The following is a 22,115-nucleotide window of genomic DNA, read 5'->3' as shown; positions in this document are numbered from 1 at the left end:
TAGATTAACGTAGGCAACTAATATTTAACTTTAGTCTCTGCCACAAATTTGAAAATGTCAGTTCGTTTTATACAGTTTGATATGCATGACAGTCGTCGTAAAATAAAACAATCCATACTCTTAATAAATGCAAACTCATAAAGCTTTCGTCTTATAAGCCACAATTCATTTATTTTTAAATGATTCAACGACTTTGTTTAGGTATTGCAATTAATCACCTAAATTTGTATCCATTTCTATTCTTTGTTGCTTACCCAGTCATCTAAAGCGATAATTGAACGACGCTATTTCTATTGAGTTTATATCTTAGTGGTTATTATCAGCTATTTTATGCATGGCTGAATATATTTTTTGAATGTTCAAACATTGTTTCTCAACTAATGGCAGTATAATTTTAGTCGCGATAAACAAAAATAATTTCCAACTCAGTGATTCATACATAATTAAAATGTGGATTAAAAAATATAAATGCTCACGAAAAAACAAGTGACACTTAGAATTCAACAACTACGTACCAAGGCAAACAATGACCAACAATAATGAACAAGCAACCATTCTTTGGCACGATTATGAAACCTGGGGTGTCTCGCCTAAGTTTGACAAACCCTCGCAGTTTGCAGGTATCCGCACTGATTTAGATTTAAATATTATTGGTGAGCCGGAAATGTTTTATTGTCAGCCACCACAAGATTATCTGCCACAACCTGAGGCTTGCTTAGTAACCGGTATTACGCCGCAAAAAGCTTTGCGTGAGGGGTTAACGGAAGCGGAATTTGCCGAGCGTATTCACGGCTTATTTTCACAGCCAAATACCTGCGTCGCAGGTTATAACAGTATTCGTTTTGACGATGAAGTTACTCGCTACTTACTTTACCGTAATTTTTACGACCCATACGCGCGTGAGTGGCAAAACGGCAATAGTCGTTGGGATATTATCGATATGGTTCGTGCCTGTTATGCATTGCGCCCCGAAGGTATTGAATGGCCAACCGTAGATCGTGATGGCGAACAAGTGGTAAGTTTTCGCTTAGAACTACTGACAAAAGCCAACGGTATCAGCCATGAGGCGGCACACGATGCCATGAGTGATGTTTATGCCACTATTGCCATGGCTAAGTTAATAAAAGAAAAACAACCTAAATTATATGAATTTATTTTTAACTTAAAAAATAAAAAACAGGTTGCTGAGCTTATTGACGTGTATAACATGACACCTGTCGTGCATACCTCAAGTAAAGTTTCATCACAACATGGCTGTACGAGCTGGTTTGCACCCGTTTGTTATCACCCAATTAATAAAAATGCAGTAGTCGCTGTTGATTTAGCACGAGACCCGTCACCATTATTCGAGCTATCGAGTGAAGAAATCAAAACTCGATTATATACCCGTTATGATGAGTTAGCGGAAGACGAACTGCCCATTCCAATCAAATTAATTCATTTGAATAAATGCCCGGTTGTCGCACCAGCAAAAACCTTATTGCCTAAAAATGCCGAACGTCTAGCCATTCCACGAGCGCTTTGCCTAGATAACTTAAAAAGAATTAAACAATCGGCGGAGCTGAGAGACAAGTTAGCCGACGTTTTTGCCAGTAGTGATTTCGGTGATGAAGCTATTGATGCTGAGTTTTCGCTTTATGGTGGTAAATTTTTTTCGCACAGCGACAAGGCACAAATGGAAATTTTGCACCAATTACCGCCAGAGCAATTAGCAACGCATCCCTTTCAATTTCAAGATGACCGGCTAGCAACATTATTGTTTAGGTATCGTGCACGGAATTTTCCATTAACCCTTACAGATAGCGAGCAACAAAAGTGGCAAGCACACTGTCAAAACCGTATTCAATATGGTGCAAACGGTTTATTAAGTGCCGATGAGTTTATGATCAAGCTAGAAAACTTAGCTTTTGAGCATGAGAACAACACCGAAAAAATGCAAATACTAAAAGCCTTATTTGAATATATTAATAAATAAGCATATCAATAAACTATATTAAGGGACTCACAGAACAAATAATGATGAGCTCCCTAAGTTTCATACCAACTTATTTTACGGCCCCTTGTTCTTAACGTATCGACTTTTTATATAATTGAGCGTTATCGCAGCCAATTACCTTAAGATCATAAACAATCTTTTCAGTTTTCAAAACGTCACTTAATCAAGCGGTTAGCCATTTTTAAATAGTTATTCCAGCGAAATTGAATTCACCATAAATTAGCTAAAACTTATCAGCAAAGATATGGTATAAACATTAGCAACATTAACCGCAGTAGTTTGAACAATATGAAAAAAGTCTCATTTATCGGCTTAGGTGTTATGGGCTTCCCCATGGCAGGTCATTTACAAAATTCAGGTTGCCAAGTAACCGTTTATAACCGCACACAACGAAAAGCTGCGGCTTGGGTTGAAAAATATGGCGGAGAAATGGCCACTACGCCAGCAAAAGCCGTTAAAGATAGCGAGATAGTATTCGTATGTGTTGGAAACGATGAAGATTTAAAACAAGTGATATTAGGTGCTAATGGCGCCTTTTCAGGTATGAAAGCCAATGCGATACTTGTTGACCATACAACGGCATCGGCGTCGGTCGCTAGAAAATTAGCGCAACAAGCAAAATCTATAGGTTTAACTTTTTTAGATGCCCCAGTATCAGGTGGCGAAGCAGGTGCAGTTAACGGTCAACTATCAATTATGGTTGGCGGCGAACAACCGGCTTATGAGTCAATTGAGCCCGTGATTAAATCATATGCCAAGTTTAGTAAGTTACTTGGCCCTATTGGCAGTGGTCAGCTGGCAAAAATGATGAATCAAATTTGTATCGCCGGGGTTGTTCAGGGCTTAGCTGAAGCATTACATTTTGGCCAAAATGCCGGGCTTGACTGTCAGCAAGTTATTGAGGTAATTAGCCAAGGCGCTGCCGGTTCTTGGCAAATGGATAATCGCCATAAAACTATGATAAACGGCGAATATGATTTTGGTTTTGCCGTCGATTGGATGAGAAAAGATCTCGACATTGCCCTTACTGAAGCTAGAAATAATGGCTCTACTTTGCCACTAACGGCGTTAGTCGACCAATTCTATGCTGATGTACAAAAAAATGGTGGCAACCGCTGGGATACCTCAAGTTTACTTACTCGCTTATAACCGACAAATAGCTGGCATAAAATCAGGTAAAGTTGGCTAAAAACTATACCTGATTTGATTTCTTGCTATTACGAAATCCAACACCCTGCGTGATTGTTGTTAATTTCACCTAATTACCTTATTCTATCAGTAATATTGATCCGACCAGTTGAACATAATGACTCAAACTATTTACAGCTTTGGCGCTAATAACTATAAAAATGAAACCGTTGATTTTACCAAGTACCAAGGTAAAACATTACTGATAGTAAACACGGCCAGCGCTTGCGGCTTTACGCCACAATATGCAGGTTTAGAAGAACTTTATCAACAATATAAAGCTAAGGGGCTTGAGATACTTGCTTTCCCCTGTAATCAATTTGGTAAACAAGAACAAGGTGATAACAGCGAAATTAAAAAATTCTGTGATCTCAATTTTAACATCTCATTCGAACTGTTTAGTAAAATAGACGTTAATGGCGACAATACTCACCCGCTTTTCCAGCACCTCAAGACTCAAGCTCCAGGCATTTTAGGTAGTAAACGTATTAAATGGAATTTCACTAAATTTCTGGTTAATAGTGACGGAAAAGTAGTTAAACGCTACAGTCCAACCACAAAACCTGCAGATATCGCAGCAGATATTGACGCATTACTGTAATAATTGCTGATTTAATAAATCGCTGATGGCAAAGCTGAGCAATATAAATGTGAGCCACCAACTTCAACTAATGAGCTATATCAGCAACTTTAGAGTACCACTGGCCGGGTAATGTTCGATAGCTATCAAACCCATTGAGCATTTCATATTATTTAATGATGAAAGCGAGCTAACGCAAAACTGCACGGCCAACTCAATCAACAACGAAACCAACAATAAAATCAAAGGCTGCCAGCATTTAACTTACCCAAATAAGGTTTTTGCTGGCATCAATTCAAGCAAGAGTACTAAAGCAGCTAAATACTTAACTATGTCTTACCAAGTGTTTTTATATCGGCTAGAAAAATTTGCAATAAAAAATGAAGATTAATTAGGTGCTTGTCAGAACATGTTTCAGTATTAGATTGCTTAATTCCCAAAGACTTTTTTTAATTACCAATACGTATAATAACTCGCCTTCCATGCTCTAAACTTAAGGTATGACGTGCATTGCTATTGCCCGTTTATTGGCTTGTTCAAGAAATTTATGGCTTGAACATTTAGAGATTTATGAGGATGCTTGTATGAGTGCTATTTGGAATAACCATGCGAATCGTTTAATAGAGTTAATCAACAGCAGTAACGACACCCACGCTCATCTATATTTAGAGCAATTAATGCTATTTCCTGTTGATATTCAAGATAAAATCATTAATGACGTCAGTCATTTAAAACACTGTAATACCGACGATGTCGCTAAAATCATCAACCAGTATATGATGTTTGAAATAAAATAAACTCAAGCCTAGACCAAACTCTGCGTATCCCCCAACTAACACTTGTAAACTGCCATAAGCAAAGGGAATGTTTTAAAGTGTTAGTCGCATTGCTATCAACAAATCATTAGGTGGTTAATTGTTTATCACGTAACAGCTTAATTTCATCTCGTACAGATGCTGCTAATTCAAATTCAAGATTTTGTGCATGATTGAACATAAGCGTTTCTAATTCTTGTACTTTCACATCAATTTCTTTCGTTGTTAATGTCTCATATTTAGCGTCAGGCTCAGCGGCTTTTGCCGCATAATCAGCTCTAGCTTTACCACCATCAATATCCATCACATCGGCAATAATACGCTTAACACCACGCGGGGTAATATTATTGTCTAAATTGTACTGATGCTGCTTTTCGCGTCGCCTTTGGGTTTCATCAATAGCTTTACGCATAGAGCCGGTAATACGAGCAGCATAAAGGATCGCTCTGCCATTAATATTACGTGCGGCGCGGCCAATAGTTTGAATAAGCGAACGCTCTGAACGTAAAAAGCCCTCTTTGTCAGCATCAAGGATCGCAACCAGAGAAACTTCCGGCATATCTAAGCCTTCTCGCAATAAGTTGATGCCAACTAGCACATCAAACTTCCCGAGACGAAAGTCTCGAATAATTTCTACCCGTTCAACGGTATCGACATCTGAATGTAAGTAACGAGTTTTTACTTGGTGTTCATCAAGGTAGTCGGTCAGATCTTCCGCCATACGTTTAGTCAAAGTGGTTGCTAAAACTCGCTCACCAATTTTTACTCGTTTCCGAATTTCTGAAAGTAAATCATCAACCTGGGTTTCAACAGGGCGTACTTCTATTTGTGGGTCAAGCAGTCCAGTCGGTCTAACAACCTGCTCAGCAATTTCACCGGCTGATTTTTCAATTTCATAATGACTTGGTGTTGCTGAAACATATATGGTTTGTGGGGCTAAAGCTTCAAACTCCTCAAACTTCATCGGGCGATTATCTAGCGCTGACGGTAATCGAAAACCATATTCAACAAGGTTTTCTTTCCGTGAACGGTCACCTTTGTACATGGCACCAATTTGCGGCACGGTCACATGCGATTCATCGATAATCAACAAGCCGTCATTGGGTAAGTAATCAAAAAGCGTCGGTGGCGCTTCCCCTGCTCCTCTTCCTGATAAATAACGAGAATAGTTTTCGATGCCTGAGCAATAACCCAATTCTGTCATCATTTCTATATCGAACTGAGTCCGTTGAACAATACGCTGCTCTTCGACCAACTTATTATTTTCTTTTAACTGTGCTGATCTATCTTTTAACTCAATTTTTATCTTATCAACAGCAGCAAGTATCTTTTCACGTGGAGTCGCATAGTGGGTTTTCGGGTAAACCGTCACTCGGGCTACCGTGCGCTCTACTTCACCAGTTAAAGGGTCAAATACGCTAATACGCTCAATTTCTTCATCAAATAATTCGACTCGCAGCGCCATACGATCTGATTCAGCAGGGAATATATCGATAACATCACCACGCACACGATAAGTGGCACGCTGAAATGCCACATCATTGCGGGTATATTGTAATTCCGCTAATCGCCGTAAAATATCTCGCTGATTAATGATGTCGCCAACACTAATATGTAGCATCATTTTAAGGTAAGAGTCTGGATCACCTAGGCCATAAATAGCCGACACAGAGGCAACAATAATAACGTCTCGGCGCTCTAATAATGATTTAGTGGCAGATAAACGCATTTGCTCAATGTGCTCATTTACTGAAGCATCTTTTTCAATAAAAGTATCTGTGGTTGGCACATAAGCTTCAGGCTGATAATAATCATAATAAGAAACAAAATATTCAACCGCATTGTTAGGGAAAAATTCTTTCATTTCGCCATACAATTGTGCCGCTAAGGTTTTATTCGGCGCTAACATCATGGTTGGACGGTTTAATTTTTCAATGACATTGGCAATGGTGTAAGTTTTACCTGAGCCTGTTACCCCAAGCAGTGTTTGGTGAGCAAGCCCAGACTCAATGCCATCAAGTAATTTTGCAATGGCTGTCGGTTGGTCGCCACTAGGAATATAATCAGACTGTATTTTCAATGCTTTCATTAAGCAGTAACCTCTGCCGTTGGACTATCACTTTTACATTGTTTATTGAATAAATGATAAGAAATCATCGCCATCACCACATTCCCCATCAAAGCACCGATAAAAAAGCCTTCTAAACCAAACCATAGGCTGCCAATATAAGCAGATGGCACATAACATACAAACAAACGAATGATACTTAAAGCTAAGGCCGTCATAGGCTTATGAAGTGCGTTGAAAGAAGAGTTAGTTAAAATAATCACCCCTTGTAAACCATAACCTAAAGGTAATATCCAAATAAACAGTTTAATGATATCAGCAACAGCTTGCTCTTGTGAGAAGGCATCCGCGATCAAAGGCGCTGAGATGACTAACACGGCATAAATTAACACTTGCCATGCTAAAACAAATTTAATTGAGGTTTTATAGCCATCAGCAACACGTTTCATATTGCCAGCACCAAAGTTCTGACTGATAAAAGGTGGCAAGGTCATCGACAAAGCTAACACGACTAAACATGCGATTGATTCAATTCTTGAACCTACGCCAAATGCAGCCACAGCCGATTCACCATACTTTGCAACAATGGCAGTTAATACCGCTGCAGCAACAGGTGTTAACATATTGGCACCCGCGGCTGGTAAGCCAATATGTAAAATGCCACGCGCCGAAATAAGAAAATCTTTAATTGGCATTAACTTAGTATGAATTAGTCCACGCTTAACACTTAAGATATATAGCACGTAGCCTAAGCCAAATATCCAAGACACAGACGTTGCTATCGCGGCTCCTTGAATTCCCATAGCGGGAATAGGGCCAAAACCGAAAATAAAAATAGGATCTAAAATTGCGTTAATAAGGCCGGCACTGCCCATAATGACACTAGGTGTTTTGGTATCACCAGAAGCACGTAAAACAGCATTACCTATCATAGGGCCGATTAAACAAATACAGCCTAAAAACCAAATATCCATGTATTGATGAATTAACGGTAAAAGTAATTCACTCGCCCCTAATAGCAAAAAGGTGTAGTCAATCAGCAAATAACCAATAACCGCAAGAACACCAACAATAACCGCTGCCAAATATAAGGCACTGGTAGCTAAACTTTTTGCTGATTCTTTATCACCTTTTCCCAAAGCCTTTGCGATAACAGCTGACGTACCTATACCCAAACCTATAGTTAGGCTAATGACTGTAAATGTTATTGGAAAGGTAAAGCTAATAGCTGCTAATGGTTGCGTCCCCAACAAGCCAACAAAAAACGTATCAACAAGGTTAAACGTCATCAATAAAATCATTCCATATATCATAGGAACAGTCATATTTTTTAATGTCGGCGCAACGGGATCTTCAAGCAAATTTAATTGGCGATTTTTTTGGGCTTTGGTCATTAATATTTTCAAATGTTGGGATAAATTGAATGCATCCACCATTGTAAAAGATAGTGATTAGACTCGCTATGTAAATATTCCATTTCAGATAATAATAAAGTCACTTTAGGGAAAATTGTTCACTTGACTACAAAGTAAGCTACCTTGCTCTTCGTAGAAATGCACAGCAAATGTGCGAAATATCACTCTTGAACAAAAAACACACGACCCGGTTCGTAAACACAACAAGCAAGGCCTAATACATTGTTATTTAATAAGTTTAGATAACAGATCAAAAAATATCCATTTAGCTACAAGCCGCATTCTACTGTTAAGATTACCTAAATTTACACTTTAACCCACACAGTTATCCACAGATTAAGTGGATAACTGTGCTTTTTACGCTGAAGCCTTAATACTGAATAATTTTCAAACGAAATATGAAGAAAAGTTCTCAACTCTGTGTGCAATTTAAGCAAACAACCAATAAAATGATTTTTTTCTAAATTTTGTGTTGACAGTCCGACGAGTGCCCTTTAATATTCCGCCCCGTTAGCCAATAGCGGCTTTCAAAACAATTCCTCAATAGCTCAGTTGGTAGAGCAACGGACTGTTAATCCGTTTGTCCCTGGTTCAAGTCCAGGTTGAGGAGCCAAATTATTAAATAATGGCTAATAGTTATATTGTTAGCGGTTATAAAAAAGAACAATTCCTCAATAGCTCAGTTGGTAGAGCAACGGACTGTTAATCCGTTTGTCCCTGGTTCAAGTCCAGGTTGAGGAGCCACATTATAAGTAACTGCTATTAATAGCGGTTATGTTAGAAAAGAACAATTCCTCAATAGCTCAGTTGGTAGAGCAACGGACTGTTAATCCGTTTGTCCCTGGTTCAAGTCCAGGTTGAGGAGCCACATTAAGAAACCTGCTTTTAGCAGGTTTTTTTTCGTCTAAAATTTAATGTCAGCTTATCTTCAAAACATTTCAGAATGATTTAGTTGATAGAGCAATGGACGGTACTCTTATAAAAACTGGCGTTTGCATAAGCTCTGCCTCATTTAGCTTAGGTTTCTTTATCGTTAAAATAAAAAAAGCAGCAATAATTATTTGCTGCTTTGGTAAGTTCAATCAAAGGTTATAAGCGTTAAATATTGATTCTAGCGCTTAGATAAATTGATTAACGTTTAAACTCAGACGTTTTACTCCACTCTGGCCAAACACCTTCTTTAGATAGTTCGTAACCTATTTCAAAGAATGCTTGCATATCTTCAACGGCACCAGATAGGTCCCACTGCTCACTATATTCATCACACGCATTATGATAACACTTAGCTAAAATAGGGTTTAAGCTATCTCGTAGTGCTTTTGTTGCTTCATCAACTGGCTCTTTACCACTTTTCGCGTAAAGTGCTGGAATACCAATATTAGCAAAGGCGAAGTGATCTGAGCGGTAGTAAATACCTGCCGCCGGACGAGGGTCTCCTGAAATAACACGCCCTTGCTTTTTAGCAGCTACCGTTAAGTAATCGTCAAGTTGAGATTGCCCTAAACCATAAACGGAAACATCTTTACTACGACCATTAACGTTTAATGCATCCATATTAATATTAGCAACAGTTTTAGCTGCTGGAATAACAGGGTTTGCTGCATAAAACTTAGAGCCTAATAGCCCTTGCTCTTCTGCGGTAACAGCCATAATTGTGATTGAACGTTCAGGTGCAACCGGCAATTTAGAGAAAGCTTCAGCCACTTCAATAAGTGCTGCCGTACCAGAGGCATTATCAACCGCACCATTATAAATTTGGTCGCCGTCTTTACTACTATCTTTACCTAAATGGTCCCAATGGGCCGTATACAGAATATGTTCGTCTGGTTTAGTGCTACCCGGTAAGGTGGCAATAAAGTTATATGACGTTGATTTTTTCACGGTATTTTTCACCGCAACTGAAGCAGTTAAATCTCCCATATCAACATGGTAGCTGCCTTTAGCAGCTTCGGCTTTTGCCTGCTCAAAATTCAAACCGGCATTTGCAAAAAGCTCTTTAGCAACTTCGGTGTTCACCCAGCCTTCAACGGCAACTCGGCCTTTATTCATGTCTTCACGAACAAAACCAAATTGTGGTCCAGTCCATGAGTGCTCTACCACTGACCATCCATATGATGCAGGTTCAGTTTCGTGAACAATAATAGCGCCCTCAGCACCTTGACGACTCGCTTCTTCATACTTATAAGTCCAGCGGCCATAATAAGTCATGGCGTTACCATTAAATAATGCCGGATCTTTAGTCGCAAAACCTGGGTCATTCACTAAAATAACAACGGTTTTTCCTTTAACGTCAAGTCCTTCATAATCATTCCATTGATACTCAGGTGCATTAACACCATACCCAACAAAAACTAATTCAGAATCTTTAAGCTGCTCAAAATCACTAATGCGACTTGAGCCCATGACCATATCGTGGCCATATTGATAGTCTTTACCACCAATAGATAATGTCATTTCAGGCGACGCTTCAATGGATACCATAGGCACAGCTTGTAAAAAGCTATCGCCATTACCTGGTTTAAAGCCTATAGCGGTTAACTGTTTAGTTAAATAATCAAGGGTAAGTTCTTCCCCTTTGCTCGACGGTGCGCGGCCTTCAAATTCATCTGAAGCAAGCACTTTGATATGTTCGGTAAGTTGTTCTTTATTAATACTGTTATAACTCGCGGTTACATCCAAAGCACTATTACTTTTGACAACATTTTCCGCGCCACAGCCTAACAATACGGCTGAGGTAAGTAAGGTAAAAGCTAACATTTTTTTCATGTTTTTATTCTTTAGTTGAGAATGACGCCCCGATTATAAACAAATCTGGCCTAACTTAGGTAGGGTTAACTAACAAAGACATGTTAAGTGGTTATTAGAACGACTTATTTATGACAAACAAAAGTCACTTTATCCGAGTTATAATCGATTTGTACCATTTGCCTGAATATTATTTTCAGGCTTAATATCAAAGTTATAAATAACATCACTGATGAATAATCTTGATGTTCTACTCTTTGATATAAATCATATTTGACCACAAATATTGTTGCTACTATGCTAATGTTTTCAATCAATAGGTTAATTGCTATGCCACTTTCCCGTAAAAGAAGCGCTCAACACAAAGTATACATTCCATCTTCAGCTCGAGAAAACCAATATTTACTTGCCAAGTTTAATATCACTGAGCAGTTAATAGAAAGAATTGCCGGTGCTATCGATTTAAATAGCGAGCAACCATTTCAAGCATTTTATAAAAAATTATCTGAATTTTTTTTTAAAATTAATGAAGAATTGGATATTGAAAGTGGTCAATTTGTTGCCAATGACAAATTTACCCGTATTCGCTTTAGCCCTGAAAAAATCACCGCGCAAACCGAACAGCAAATTTTATTTCTTTATAACTCCCGTTATCATTTTAGCCAAAGTGCCCATTATGATGCTAAGAAACAAGCTCGCAAAATTCACTTGGTATTTTTAGCTAACGGCGATGAAGTTAGGCACAACTCGGCAATTTTCCACCAAAAGGTGGTTAGCGCCATTGCCAAGTTTGCTGAGCAAACAGGTATTAGCACCGATGATATGCGTATCTGTGATCATCAACATCTAACTTATGATTTATTTGCTAAAGATAAAGGTGTTCAAGGCAACCAGGTTCATAAGCTGCGTAGTATTTCGAATCGTTATGCTCCTGATGACATTTCAATTCCAGAAAATACCGATGAATTAACCTATGCGGTTGTTGACATGCCGATTAACCGCCGCCTACGAAATATAGTTGAACTCGATCACAGTGAAGGTGAAAACTACAGCCCACTATACAATTACATTGCCGATGCTTTTATTAGTGCCGCTAAAAAGCACCATTTAAATAATGGTGCGGTTATCGCTAATGGATTGGTACCAATTGTTCGTAAAAGCGAGGATGAAAATACCATAGCAAAAGGTGAACTCATCATGTTGGGATATAACCCGAAAAACACCAGCGGTGGCTACATCTGCAAATGGGCCGCCGATCAACTTGTAGATAGTGTTCAATTTGTTTTTGTCGCTAGCGAGCAAGATAAAACCAGTCATGGTTATGGTAAGTTTCTCACTCAAATAGAACATGCTTTGCATAGCATTGCTGAAAAGCTTGCTTATGTTAATGATAAGGAAGAATTAACCGTACGCTTCCATCAACATATTGGCTTTTATCAAGAACAATAAAAGTTGATTTGCAAAAATACGATAAAAAAACGTGGTCATTACCACGTTTTTTATTTTCCAGCAGTCAATCCATTTCCCCCAGCAATGACTAAATAATTTTTGCTACGAATCCCATATAAACTGAGGTAATATATCAGGTTAGGATCTTGACAGATATATCCCTTTTATAGGTAATTTAGACATTGATTGACTTTACCCTGCTCAGCATTTTTATCCCGACATTTTTGATCGTAAGTATAACGCCAGGCATGTGTATGACATTAGCCATGAGCTTAGGTATTACTATAGGCGTCAGAAAAACATTTTGGATGATGTACGGAGAACTACTAGGCGTTGCAACCGTGGCCATCGCTGCTGTATTAGGCGTAGCAACCTTAATGAATAAATTTCCACAACTATTTCAAGGTTTTAAAATACTGGGTGCACTTTACCTAATGTATGTGGGTGTCAATATGTGGCGAGCTAAAGGTAAGCTTGTCGTTTCAGCGGCAGAGAATAACCAACGAATAAATAAGTTAAGTTTATTTCAACAAGGATTTTTTACCGCTATTGCTAACCCTAAGGGCTGGGCCTTTATGGTGTCGCTATTGCCGCCCTTTATCAACCCTACTTTACAATTGGCACCACAATTGAGCATGTTAGTGGCAGTAATATTACTATCAGAGTTTATTTGCATGACCATTTATGCCACCGGCGGAAAAACGATTGGAAAAGCATTAACGCAACGTAATAACGTGCAATTGCTCAACAAAGTATCGGGTAGTTTAATGATTTTAGTCGCCATTTGGCTGGCAAGTAGTTAACTCTGTCGCTAGTAAAGAGTGTATTAACTGCGATGGCTAACAATAGTAAGCATTTTACTATGTGTTTGCTGATCGGCCATGGTGAATGTTAACCATATTCTCCAGGTCATCGTTTCTGCAGAGCAACTGCCCACTAATACTTCTCCTTGAAATATTTGAGGTTTTTGATTAATCGATGACGACGCACTGGAAGCAATATTTTCTAAAAATAATGGGATTTTTCCCATAAACATCTCAACCCCTTCCATATAACCAGTTACTGCTTCAATGTGGTTCGTGCCGGTATAGCTAACCGAAATATTAAATGCCTGCTCAGCAAGAATTTTATTAACATCAAATAAGACTTCTACACGACCATGTTCAAGCTCAAAATAGCACTGACTTTGTTGTTCAAGACATTGCATCTTACGTTCTGGCTGTTTACTTTTCTTGCTCGCGTCAGTACTTTCTCCATTACAAGCCGCTAACGAGGTTGTCAGTGCTATAAGTAAAATAGACTTAGTTAGTTTTCTTATATTTATCATTTGCAATGCATACAGGTAAATTACTTGTTCTTTATAATACCGAAAACACGGTGATATTTATCACTTTTTTAAGCACTATTTTTGATTTGAAACAAAACTCGCTTCATTCGCTGTTGCTATAATTTTACTCAATATTAAACCCCCGATTTTTAATATATTAATAAAGTGACAGTAGGCAACGAAATGACAACATGCATTAAGGTTAAACAACCTAACACTAAATACGTAGACTGTGATAATTGTTCAATGCAACCAGTTTGTGTGCCTTTAAAAGCAGGGAAAACTGAAGTGTCAATTATGGATAGCTACTTGTCTAAACGTAATATTGTCACTATTTCTACACCACTCTTCCAAGAAAAAGAAACCGCCGGTGCTATTTATGCCGTATGTTCTGGTAGTTTCAAGCTGACTGAAACATCTCCTGAAGGTAAAGAGAAAGTCATAGGTTTTCGTTTTCCTGGAGAGTTAATTGGTGAAGATGCCATTCACACTCAACATTACAATTACAATGCCGTTGCGGTCGGAAATACTACGGTATGTCGAGTTGACTTAGATGAGCTAAATGAATGTGGTAAATTAATGCCTGAGTTACAGCTCAGTCTAATTTCGTTATTGAGTAAACAAAACTCTATGTTACGTGAAGAATTTAGCTCAGTGGTTGCTAAACACACAGCTGAAAGTCTATTAGCGGCATTTATTCTCAATATGCTAAAAAGAAATGCCCTGTATCAAGAAAGCGAATCAAAACTACATTTGCCGGTTGGCCGAGATGTCATCGCCAACCATTTAGGTTTTCGTCGTGAAACCTTAAGCCGTATATTTTCCAAGTTCCAACAAAAAGGCTTACTTTCTATTCACGCTAAAGATATTGAAATATTAGATTTAGTTGGCTTACAAGACGTTGCATACAACTGATAATAAAGGATTTTAATATTATGCTGAGATAATTCCTCAGCATAAATTCATTTACACTCGGATAGTAATAAAATAAATTTCAAACAATAGTTAACTCGCTGTTTTCCATAAACTCGCCTACCTTTAAGAGTAACTTTTTAACACAATCATTTTTCTGGCAATTTTTATCTTAGGATTATTGTATAAGATTAGGGTAACTTCGTTTTTTTTGTTGATTTAAATCAAGCTTTGCAGTTGATTTATGTCATAGGCGAAAGGTAAAATTACATGGAATTTGAAACAGCTCGTAACAGAGTGTGACATTTATCACTGCTTCTCAGCAATTTTTACTGAAAAAGTAGTTTTTCTTATTAAAAATTGCAAAATCTAACCTAGTAACGGAACAATAAAAATGACAACAACGCTTGATCATCCGTCCTATAACTTCAATGTGGTGCGTCAATTCACCGTAATGACAGTTATTTGGGGGATCGTTGGTACTCTAGTAGGTGTTCTTATTGCGGCACAATTAATTTGGCCGGCATTAAACTTTGACACACCTTGGTTAACATATTCTCGTCTTCGTCCACTGCATACCAATGCGGTAATTTTCGCTTTTGGTACCAGTGCTCTGTTTGCTACTTCATATTATGTTGTTCAGCGCACATGTAAAACAGCCCTTTTTGGCGGCAAGTTAGCGTCATTTACCTTTTGGGGTTGGCAAGCGGTTATTGTTCTTGCGGCGATTACATTGCCGTTGGGTTATACCTCAAGTAAAGAATACGCTGAATTAGAATGGCCGATTGATATTTTAATCGCGGTGGTATGGGTAAGTTACGCTATTGTATTTTTTGGTACTTTAGTTAAGCGTAAAACTTCACACATTTATGTTGCCAACTGGTTCTTTGGTGGTTTTATTATCACAGTTGCGGTATTACACATAGGTAACAGCATGGTTATTCCAGTATCCATGATGAAGTCTTACTCACTATATTCAGGCGCGATTGATGCCATGATGCAGTGGTGGTACGGACACAATGCCGTAGGTTTCCTTCTTACTGCTGGTTTCTTAGGTATGATGTACTACTTTGTACCAAAACAAGCTGAACGTCCGGTTTATTCTTACCGTTTATCAATCGTTCACTTTTGGGCGCTTGTTTCTCTATATATTTGGGCGGGTCCGCATCACTTACATTACACTGCACTGCCAGATTGGGCACAATCTGTTGGTATGGTAATGTCTATCGTTTTATTCTTGCCATCTTGGGGTGGTATGATCAACGGTATTATGACGTTATCTGGCGCGTGGCATAAACTTCGTCATGACCCAATTCTACGTTTCCTAATCGTTTCATTATCTTTCTACGGTATGTCTACCTTTGAAGGTCCAATGATGGCGATTAAATCTGTAAACGCACTTTCTCACTACACTGACTGGACCGTTGGTCACGTGCACTCTGGTGCGTTAGGTTGGGTTGCTATGGTTTCAATTGGTGCCATGTATCACTTAATTCCTGTGCTATTTAATCAAGGCCGCATGTACAGCATTCGCTTAATTAACATTCACTTCTGGATGCACACTGCTGGTATCGTTTTATACATAGTTGCGATGTGGATTTCTGGTGTAATGCAAGGGTTAATGTGGCGCGCGGTAAATACCGACGGTACTTTAACTTACAGCTTTGTTGAAAGTTTAACTGCGTCTTACCCGTTCTATTTCATCCGCTTTGTTGGTGGTGTGTTAGTGGTTGCAGGCTTTGTATTAATGGCTTACAACATGTTCAAAACTATTGGTGCTAAAGACGGAAGTCTTAAGCCAGTTGAAGTAGCTTAAGGAGCCATACCATGATCAACAAACATGAAAAAGTTGAAAAAAGCGTTGGCTTATTCTTTATCTTTACTATCTTTGCTATCAGCATCGGTGGTTTAGTTGAAATTACGCCGCTTTTCTTCCAAAAAGCCACAACAACACCTGTTGATGACTTACGTCCATACACGGCCCTAGAAATGGAAGGTCGTGATATTTACATTCGCGAAGGTTGTAACGTATGTCATAGCCAAATGATTCGTCCTTTCCGCGCAGAAACTGAGCGTTACGGACATTACTCAGTTGCCGGTGAACAAGTTTGGGAACATCCTCATTTATGGGGTTCAAAACGTACAGGGCCAGATTTAGCCCGTGTTGGTGGTCGTTATAGTGACGATTGGCACCGTGCGCATTTACTTGACCCTCGTTCAGTTGTTCCTGAGTCAAATATGCCTTCATTTAAGTGGTTAGCTGAAAATACCCTTGACGGTGAGTTAACCGCTAAGAAATTATCAACATTTAATTTCTTAACACGTAATCGTAGCCATAAAGACGAGCAAGGTAATGCTATTCCTCTTTACTCTGAAACTGATATTGCTGGTGCAAAAGCGGCAGTTAAAGGTAAAACAGAAATGGATGCATTGATTGCATATTTACAGTCTCTTGGTCATGCGTTGAAATAATGACTATGGATTACGGCACGCTTAGAGGGTTAATTGCCCTATTAATATTGGCATTATTTATTGTCATTGTGGTTTGGTCATATTCAAAAAAACGTAAAGGCGCGTTTGATGAAGCGGCAAATTCAATTTTCGAAGAAAAAGACGAAATAAAACACACTGACAAAAATAACAAACAGGAGACTAATAATAATGTCTAGCTTCTGGAGTATTTGGATTTCGGTTCTTACCTTAGGCACATTAGTAGGTTGTTACTTACTATTACGCTGGTGTTTAAAGAACTTTGCAGGCGTTGAAGAAGGTGAGTCTATGGGCCACACCTTTGACGGCATTGAAGAATTGAACAACCCACTACCAAAATGGTGGAGTACATTCTTCTTATTAACAATCATTTGGGGCTTCGGCTATTTATTGCTTTACCCAGGTTTAGGTAACTTCCAAGGGCTTTTAGGTTGGAAAAGTTCTAACCAAGGTATTTTGAATTTATCAGAGTCAAAAGCAAGTATTGCTGACGCAAAAGAAGCTGGCATGCTAGTTCAGTATGACCGTGAAGTTGCAGCGGCTGACGCTAAATATGGTCCAATATTTGAAGCTTATGCGGCGCAAAGCATTGAAACATTAGCGGGTGATGAAGAAGCATTAAAAGTAGGTCAACGCCTATTTTTACAAAACTGTTCGCAATGTCATGGCTCTGATGCTCGTGGTACGACAGGCTTCCCTAACCTAGCCGATAAAGATTGGTTATACGGTGGTTCACCTGAAATGATCAAGGCAAGTATTATGCACGGCCGTAAGGCTAATGGCATGATGGCATGGAGTGCAGCATTAGGTGGTGAGCAAGGCGTGAAAGAAGTTGCAGCTTTCGTACTGAGTTTAAGTGGTCGTGAAGTTGACGCTACAGCCGCTGAAGCGGGTAAAGCTAAATTTGCTATGTGTGCGGCTTGTCACGGCGCAGAAGGTAAAGGTAGTGCGGAAATGGGTATTCCATTAGGCGCGCCAAACTTAACCGATAACACTTGGTTATACGGCGGCTCTCCACGCGCTGTTGAAACATCAATTGCTAATGGTCGTGCTGGTGTAATGCCTGCTTGGGATAAAATCCTAGGCGAACAAAAAGTTCACGTGATCAGCGCTTATGTTTATAGCTTATCGCAAAAGTAAAAGCACTATTCTAACGAATTAGTTTATTACTAAAAACAAAGCCTTGGTGTTTCATTACAGCAAGGCTTTTTTATGCCGATAGCAAAATTAAACTTCATCAAATTAACGCTTTTTTAATAGTGCCAATATCAGAAAGGTCGTATAATGTGCGCACTATCTGCAAATAAGAAATTTTTATGAAAACATCTTGGTACCAAGAGCCCTGGGCATGGCTTGTATTTATATTGCCTTTTACCGCAGTAGTTGCCGGTATTGCAACTTTCATTATTGCTAATACAGACCCAGATACCTTAGTTATTGACGATTATTATAAAAAAGGTAAAGCTATTAACCTTGAACTAAGTAAAGTTAAACAGGCGCAAAAGTTGGGAATGCGCTTTGGTTTAAAACTTGTCGGTGACCAACTGACGATTCGCCCCACTGGTATCGAAAAAGAATTTCCACTGTTAAATGTTAATTTTTATCACCCAACCTTAGCCGAGCGAGATTTTTATTTAGCATTAACTGCTGATGGTAATGGTAATTTCACCCATTTTTTTGAATCTGACCAAGATACTTCAGGTAAATGGCGCGTGACAATTAGTCCGTTTGAACACCATTGGAAAATTCAATCAGTGATCCATTTGCCACAATCAGAGTTCATTGATATTACCCCGAATCCAACTGACGCTAAGTAATGAGCTGGTATTAATGAGCATCTATTTATGAGTTTAGATTGTTTTCATTGTGGTGAAGTTGTGCCCAATGGCATTGACTTGCATACAGACATAGATGATAAAAAACAACCCATGTGCTGTGTCGGCTGTCAGGCTGTCGCGCAAACTATTGTCGATAACTGTTTGACGGATTACTATCGTTTTCGCAGCGCCCCGGCCCAAAAAAGTGATGTATTAGTTCCTGAGCAATTACTGCGCAACGAAATTCTCGACGATGAAAACTTGCAAAATGAGTTTGCCTACTATCATGACGGCTTTAAAGAAACCATATTAACCGTTGAAGGCATAAGTTGTTCAGCTTGTGCCTGGTTAATAGAAATGCAGATCAGCAAACTTGGCGGTATTAACAAAATTAATGTTAACGCCACTACCCAAAGAGCAACCGTTCAGTGGCGAGAAAAAGACGTAAAGCTTAGCGAAATTCTTAGCCTAATTGAAAAAATTGGTTATCATGCCCTGCCATTTAAGGCGAGCACAGCAGAAGAGATAAATAAAAAACAAGCAAAGAGCTTTATCAAACGCTTAGGCATTTCCGGCATTTTAATGATGCAGGTAATGATGATCGCGTTTGGCTTATATTTCGGCGCCTTTTCCGATATGGCCGCACACAACTTAGTTTATTTACGTTGGGCAAGTTTGTTTTTAACAATACCTATTGTCACCTATGGCGCCTTTCCATTTTACAAAAGTGCCTTTTTCGCCCTAAAAGCGAAACAGTTGTCAATGGACGTGCCGGTTTCGATTGCCATAGGACTAGCCTTTTTAGCCAGTGCCTGGGCAACCTTTACTCAACAAGGTGAAGTTTATTTTGAGTCAGTCTCAATGTTCACCTTTTTATTGCTCATCGGTAAATTCCTAGAGTTTCGTGCCCGTACCCGAGCAGCAGATGTTTCAGCTAATCTATTAAAACTAATGCCGATGACCGCAACTAAGCTGGTTGATCATCAAGAAAGCTTTATCGCTGCCACCAATTTAAATGCCGGCGACATTATTTTAATTAAACCCGGTGAAACTATTCCCGCTGACAGCGAAATTATCTCAGGTAGCAGCCAAATTAATGAAGCCATGTTATCGGGCGAGCAATTGCCATTGCATAAGCATCCGCAAGATATTATATACGCCGGCACAATAAACGGCGATGGCAATTTAACCGCTAAAGTAAAACACAATAATCAAAAGTCATTTTTAAGTCAGTTAATTCGTTTAAGTGAAACGTCACAAACCCATAAGCCTAAATTAGCGAAATTGTCTGACAAAATAGCGCAGTATTTCGTTGCTTTGATACTTTTTACAGCCTCTTGTACGGCTTTTTATTGGGCGCAACATCAACCTACAGAAGCATTTTGGATCACATTATCAGTATTAGTCGTGACTTGTCCTTGCGCATTATCACTGGCAACGCCAACCGCCCTAACCTGCGCAACCACTCGCCTTAATCGCGAAGGCATTATGGTAAAGTCCGGGCATGTTTTAGAAACTATGCCTGAAATTGATGCTATGGCATTTGATAAAACCGGTACGTTAACCACTGGCGAGTTTACTATTGCTAATGTTGTTACATACGGTGACTATGCACTTGACAATAATCCAGCGGGACCAGAACAAGTATTGGCCATTGCCGCCGCGCTAGAAGCCCACTCTGCACACCCGCTTGCCAAAGCATTTATCGATTATCGCGACTTTAACCACACAGCTAGCCAAGTTGTTGTTGCTCCAGGAGCGGGAATTTCGGGTGAAATAAAGCAAAAACATTACCGAATAGGTAAAAACTCTTGGTTACTTGATAATAACAGCGAGCAAGCTCATAGCGCCCAATGTGTGCTGATGGAGAATGAAACCTTAATAGCAGAATTCTATTTGCATGACGGTTTACGTGATGACGCCAAAGCACTGATTGAATTTCTGCATAACAATCAAGTTAAAACCTTAATGCTTTCTGGCGATCACTTAGTCGGTTGCAATAAACTACAAAGCCAACTAAAGCTTAATGACGTACAAGCAAATTTGTCAGCCCAAGATAAAGTCAACGCCATTAAAGCCCAACAATTGTCTCATACCGTTGCTATGATTGGTGACGGCGTCAACGATAGTCCAGTATTAGGCGCGGCACATTTATCCATTGCCATGGGCAGCGGCACTGACATTGCTAAAAACGGTGCTGATGTCATTTTACTCAACAATAAACTCAAATCAGTTCAGACCTTGAGAGATGTTTCCATACGCACTGCAAAAATTATAAAGCAAAACTACCTTTGGGCATTTGGTTACAATGCCATCGTATTACCTTTGGCGGTTATGGGTTATATTGCACCATACATGGCTGTTATTGGCATGTCTGCCAGTTCAATTTTAGTGGTGAGTAATTCGTTAAGGCTATTAAGAAAATGAGTGTAATTTACGTATTGATCCCTATTGCTATTCTGTTAACGGCTGTTGGTATTTATATCTTCTTTTGGGCGGTAAAAACAGAACAATTCGATGATCTAGAAAAACAAGGCATGAGTATTTTATATGACGATGCCAACGAAAAAAAAGACGAACAAGTTGATAACGACGACGATAATTCCACGATAAATAACGAGCAAGATACACAGAAGTAACCCTTAATATGACCCTAGATTACTTCTCAGCATTTGTTATTGGCTTATTAGGCTCTGGGCATTGTATCGTGATGTGTGGTGGCATTAGTACCATGCTCACCACAGCAATATCGAATGAGGTCAGCAATAACAAATATCGCATTGTTTTTGCCTATAATTTCGGACGAATTTTTTCTTACAGTCTCATTGGCGCATTAGTCGCGTTTACCAGTTCAATGGCGGCAAAAAATGTCGGTTTGCCCATTGCAGCGTTAAAAACTGTCGCTGGCATCTTTCTTATCTTACTCGGTTTATATCTAGGACAGTGGTTAATGTGGTTAAGCCATGTCGAGCATATTGGTAAAAAACTATGGCGCCATATTTCCCCTAATACCAAGAAGTTTATTCCGATTAAAAATACTCGTAGTGCATTTGCCTTAGGGGCATTATGGGGCTGGTTGCCTTGTGGTTTGGTATACTCAACTCTTACCTGGGCATTAGCCAGCGCTAATACTATTAACGGCGCCTTAATTATGTTTTTCTTTGGCCTAGGTACCCTGCCAGCATTACTTTCTGTCTCACTGGGCACTATCAGTATTAAGTCCCTACTGAGCAATACGCTCTTTAGAAAACTCGCCGCTATTCTGGTGATTTTATACGGTATTTATACTATACTTATTGCATATCTATAACGC

At 39.1% G+C, this 22,115-nt stretch carries 19 protein-coding genes and 3 tRNA genes; 18 read left to right on the top strand and 4 right to left on the bottom strand.

Annotation, left to right across the window (positions count from 1 at the left end):
- Positions 1 to 526: 526 nt before the first annotated feature.
- From sbcB to AC27JP_RS12710, 4 genes are all read left to right on the top strand, one after another.
- Positions 527 to 1,975, top strand: a complete 1,449-nt coding sequence (sbcB, locus tag AC27JP_RS12725) for an exodeoxyribonuclease I (RefSeq protein WP_487115632.1) — start codon at positions 527 to 529, stop codon at positions 1,973 to 1,975.
- Positions 1,976 to 2,284: 309 nt separating this feature from the next.
- Complete coding sequence (locus AC27JP_RS12720) at positions 2,285 to 3,145, top strand: NAD(P)-dependent oxidoreductase (RefSeq protein WP_487115630.1); 861 nt, start codon at positions 2,285 to 2,287, stop codon at positions 3,143 to 3,145.
- A 157-nt stretch (positions 3,146 to 3,302) separates the two neighbouring features.
- Complete coding sequence (locus AC27JP_RS12715) at positions 3,303 to 3,785, top strand: glutathione peroxidase (RefSeq protein ID WP_487115628.1); 483 nt, start codon at positions 3,303 to 3,305, stop codon at positions 3,783 to 3,785.
- A 563-nt stretch (positions 3,786 to 4,348) separates the two neighbouring features.
- Positions 4,349 to 4,561 (top strand): hypothetical protein, encoded by a 213-nt coding sequence (locus AC27JP_RS12710; protein WP_487115626.1) that lies wholly within the window; start codon positions 4,349 to 4,351, stop codon positions 4,559 to 4,561.
- Positions 4,562 to 4,667: 106 nt separating this feature from the next.
- On the opposite strand, the gene uvrB is transcribed toward AC27JP_RS12710, so the two are convergent.
- Complete coding sequence (uvrB, locus tag AC27JP_RS12705) at positions 4,668 to 6,668, bottom strand: excinuclease ABC subunit UvrB (RefSeq protein ID WP_487115624.1); 2,001 nt, start codon at positions 6,666 to 6,668, stop codon at positions 4,668 to 4,670.
- A complete protein-coding gene (locus AC27JP_RS12700; RefSeq protein ID WP_487115622.1) occupies positions 6,668 to 8,041 on the bottom strand; it encodes an MATE family efflux transporter in 1,374 nt (457 codons plus the stop codon). The genes uvrB and AC27JP_RS12700 overlap by 1 nt, the downstream gene beginning before the upstream one ends.
- A gap of 558 nt (positions 8,042 to 8,599) precedes the next feature.
- On the opposite strand from AC27JP_RS12700, the gene AC27JP_RS12695 reads away from it, so the two are divergent.
- From AC27JP_RS12695 to AC27JP_RS12685, 3 genes are all read left to right on the top strand, one after another.
- Positions 8,600 to 8,675 (top strand) — tRNA-Asn (locus tag AC27JP_RS12695).
- Positions 8,676 to 8,730: 55 nt separating this feature from the next.
- Positions 8,731 to 8,806: transfer RNA gene (locus tag AC27JP_RS12690), tRNA-Asn, on the top strand.
- Positions 8,807 to 8,854: 48 nt separating this feature from the next.
- Positions 8,855 to 8,930, top strand: a tRNA-Asn gene (locus AC27JP_RS12685).
- Positions 8,931 to 9,193: 263 nt separating this feature from the next.
- Here the strand turns inward: AC27JP_RS12685 and AC27JP_RS12680 are convergent.
- Entirely contained in the window at positions 9,194 to 10,828 is a 1,635-nt protein-coding gene (locus AC27JP_RS12680; RefSeq protein WP_487115620.1) for a M28 family metallopeptidase, read from the bottom strand.
- A gap of 309 nt (positions 10,829 to 11,137) precedes the next feature.
- Here AC27JP_RS12680 and AC27JP_RS12675 point away from each other — a divergent pair, with 309 nt between their 5' ends.
- Both AC27JP_RS12675 and AC27JP_RS12670 read left to right on the top strand, forming a co-directional pair.
- Positions 11,138 to 12,256, top strand: a complete 1,119-nt coding sequence (locus AC27JP_RS12675) for a DUF3083 family protein (protein WP_487115619.1) — start codon at positions 11,138 to 11,140, stop codon at positions 12,254 to 12,256.
- A gap of 182 nt (positions 12,257 to 12,438) precedes the next feature.
- Entirely contained in the window at positions 12,439 to 13,059 is a 621-nt protein-coding gene (locus AC27JP_RS12670; RefSeq protein WP_487115617.1) for a LysE family translocator, read from the top strand.
- 23 nt (positions 13,060 to 13,082) lie between these two features.
- On the opposite strand, the gene AC27JP_RS12665 is transcribed toward AC27JP_RS12670, so the two are convergent.
- A complete protein-coding gene (locus AC27JP_RS12665) occupies positions 13,083 to 13,583 on the bottom strand; it encodes a hypothetical protein (protein ID WP_487115615.1) in 501 nt (166 codons plus the stop codon).
- Positions 13,584 to 13,766: 183 nt separating this feature from the next.
- Between AC27JP_RS12665 and AC27JP_RS12660 the strand changes: the two genes are divergently transcribed.
- The 9 genes from AC27JP_RS12660 to AC27JP_RS12620 all read left to right on the top strand — a co-directional run bounded on the left by AC27JP_RS12660 (position 13,767) and on the right by AC27JP_RS12620 (position 22,112).
- Positions 13,767 to 14,498 carry a Crp/Fnr family transcriptional regulator gene (locus tag AC27JP_RS12660; RefSeq protein WP_487115613.1) on the top strand — a complete coding sequence of 244 codons (732 nt, stop codon included), beginning with the start codon at positions 13,767 to 13,769 and terminating at the stop codon, positions 14,496 to 14,498.
- Positions 14,499 to 14,889: 391 nt separating this feature from the next.
- On the top strand, positions 14,890 to 16,311 hold the full coding sequence (ccoN, locus tag AC27JP_RS12655; protein WP_487115611.1) for a cytochrome-c oxidase, cbb3-type subunit I: 1,422 nt from the start codon (positions 14,890 to 14,892) through the stop codon (positions 16,309 to 16,311).
- Positions 16,312 to 16,322: 11 nt separating this feature from the next.
- Entirely contained in the window at positions 16,323 to 16,967 is a 645-nt protein-coding gene (gene ccoO / locus AC27JP_RS12650; RefSeq protein WP_487115609.1) for a cytochrome-c oxidase, cbb3-type subunit II, read from the top strand.
- Positions 16,967 to 17,164, top strand: a complete 198-nt coding sequence (locus AC27JP_RS12645; protein WP_487115607.1) for a cbb3-type cytochrome oxidase subunit 3 — start codon at positions 16,967 to 16,969, stop codon at positions 17,162 to 17,164. Before ccoO ends, AC27JP_RS12645 begins: the two co-directional genes overlap by 1 nt.
- The gene (gene ccoP / locus AC27JP_RS12640; RefSeq protein ID WP_487115605.1) at positions 17,157 to 18,125 is read left to right on the top strand and encodes a cytochrome-c oxidase, cbb3-type subunit III; all 969 of its coding nucleotides are present in this window, start codon (positions 17,157 to 17,159) and stop codon (positions 18,123 to 18,125) included. Before AC27JP_RS12645 ends, ccoP begins: the two co-directional genes overlap by 8 nt.
- A gap of 176 nt (positions 18,126 to 18,301) precedes the next feature.
- Positions 18,302 to 18,802 carry a FixH family protein gene (locus tag AC27JP_RS12635; RefSeq protein WP_487115603.1) on the top strand — a complete coding sequence of 167 codons (501 nt, stop codon included), beginning with the start codon at positions 18,302 to 18,304 and terminating at the stop codon, positions 18,800 to 18,802.
- A gap of 27 nt (positions 18,803 to 18,829) precedes the next feature.
- Positions 18,830 to 21,229 (top strand): heavy metal translocating P-type ATPase, encoded by a 2,400-nt coding sequence (locus AC27JP_RS12630; RefSeq protein ID WP_487115601.1) that lies wholly within the window; start codon positions 18,830 to 18,832, stop codon positions 21,227 to 21,229.
- Complete coding sequence (gene ccoS, locus AC27JP_RS12625) at positions 21,226 to 21,441, top strand: cbb3-type cytochrome oxidase assembly protein CcoS (RefSeq protein WP_487115599.1); 216 nt, start codon at positions 21,226 to 21,228, stop codon at positions 21,439 to 21,441. The genes AC27JP_RS12630 and ccoS overlap by 4 nt, the downstream gene beginning before the upstream one ends.
- A gap of 8 nt (positions 21,442 to 21,449) precedes the next feature.
- A complete protein-coding gene (locus AC27JP_RS12620) occupies positions 21,450 to 22,112 on the top strand; it encodes a sulfite exporter TauE/SafE family protein (RefSeq protein ID WP_487115597.1) in 663 nt (220 codons plus the stop codon).
- Positions 22,113 to 22,115: the final 3 nt, after the last annotated feature.

The sequence above is a fragment of the Colwellia sp. SU-HH01172 genome, assembly GCF_057553355.1.
The sequence above is the reverse complement of the archived record's forward strand: the minus strand, read 5'-3'. Positions and strand labels throughout refer to the sequence as shown.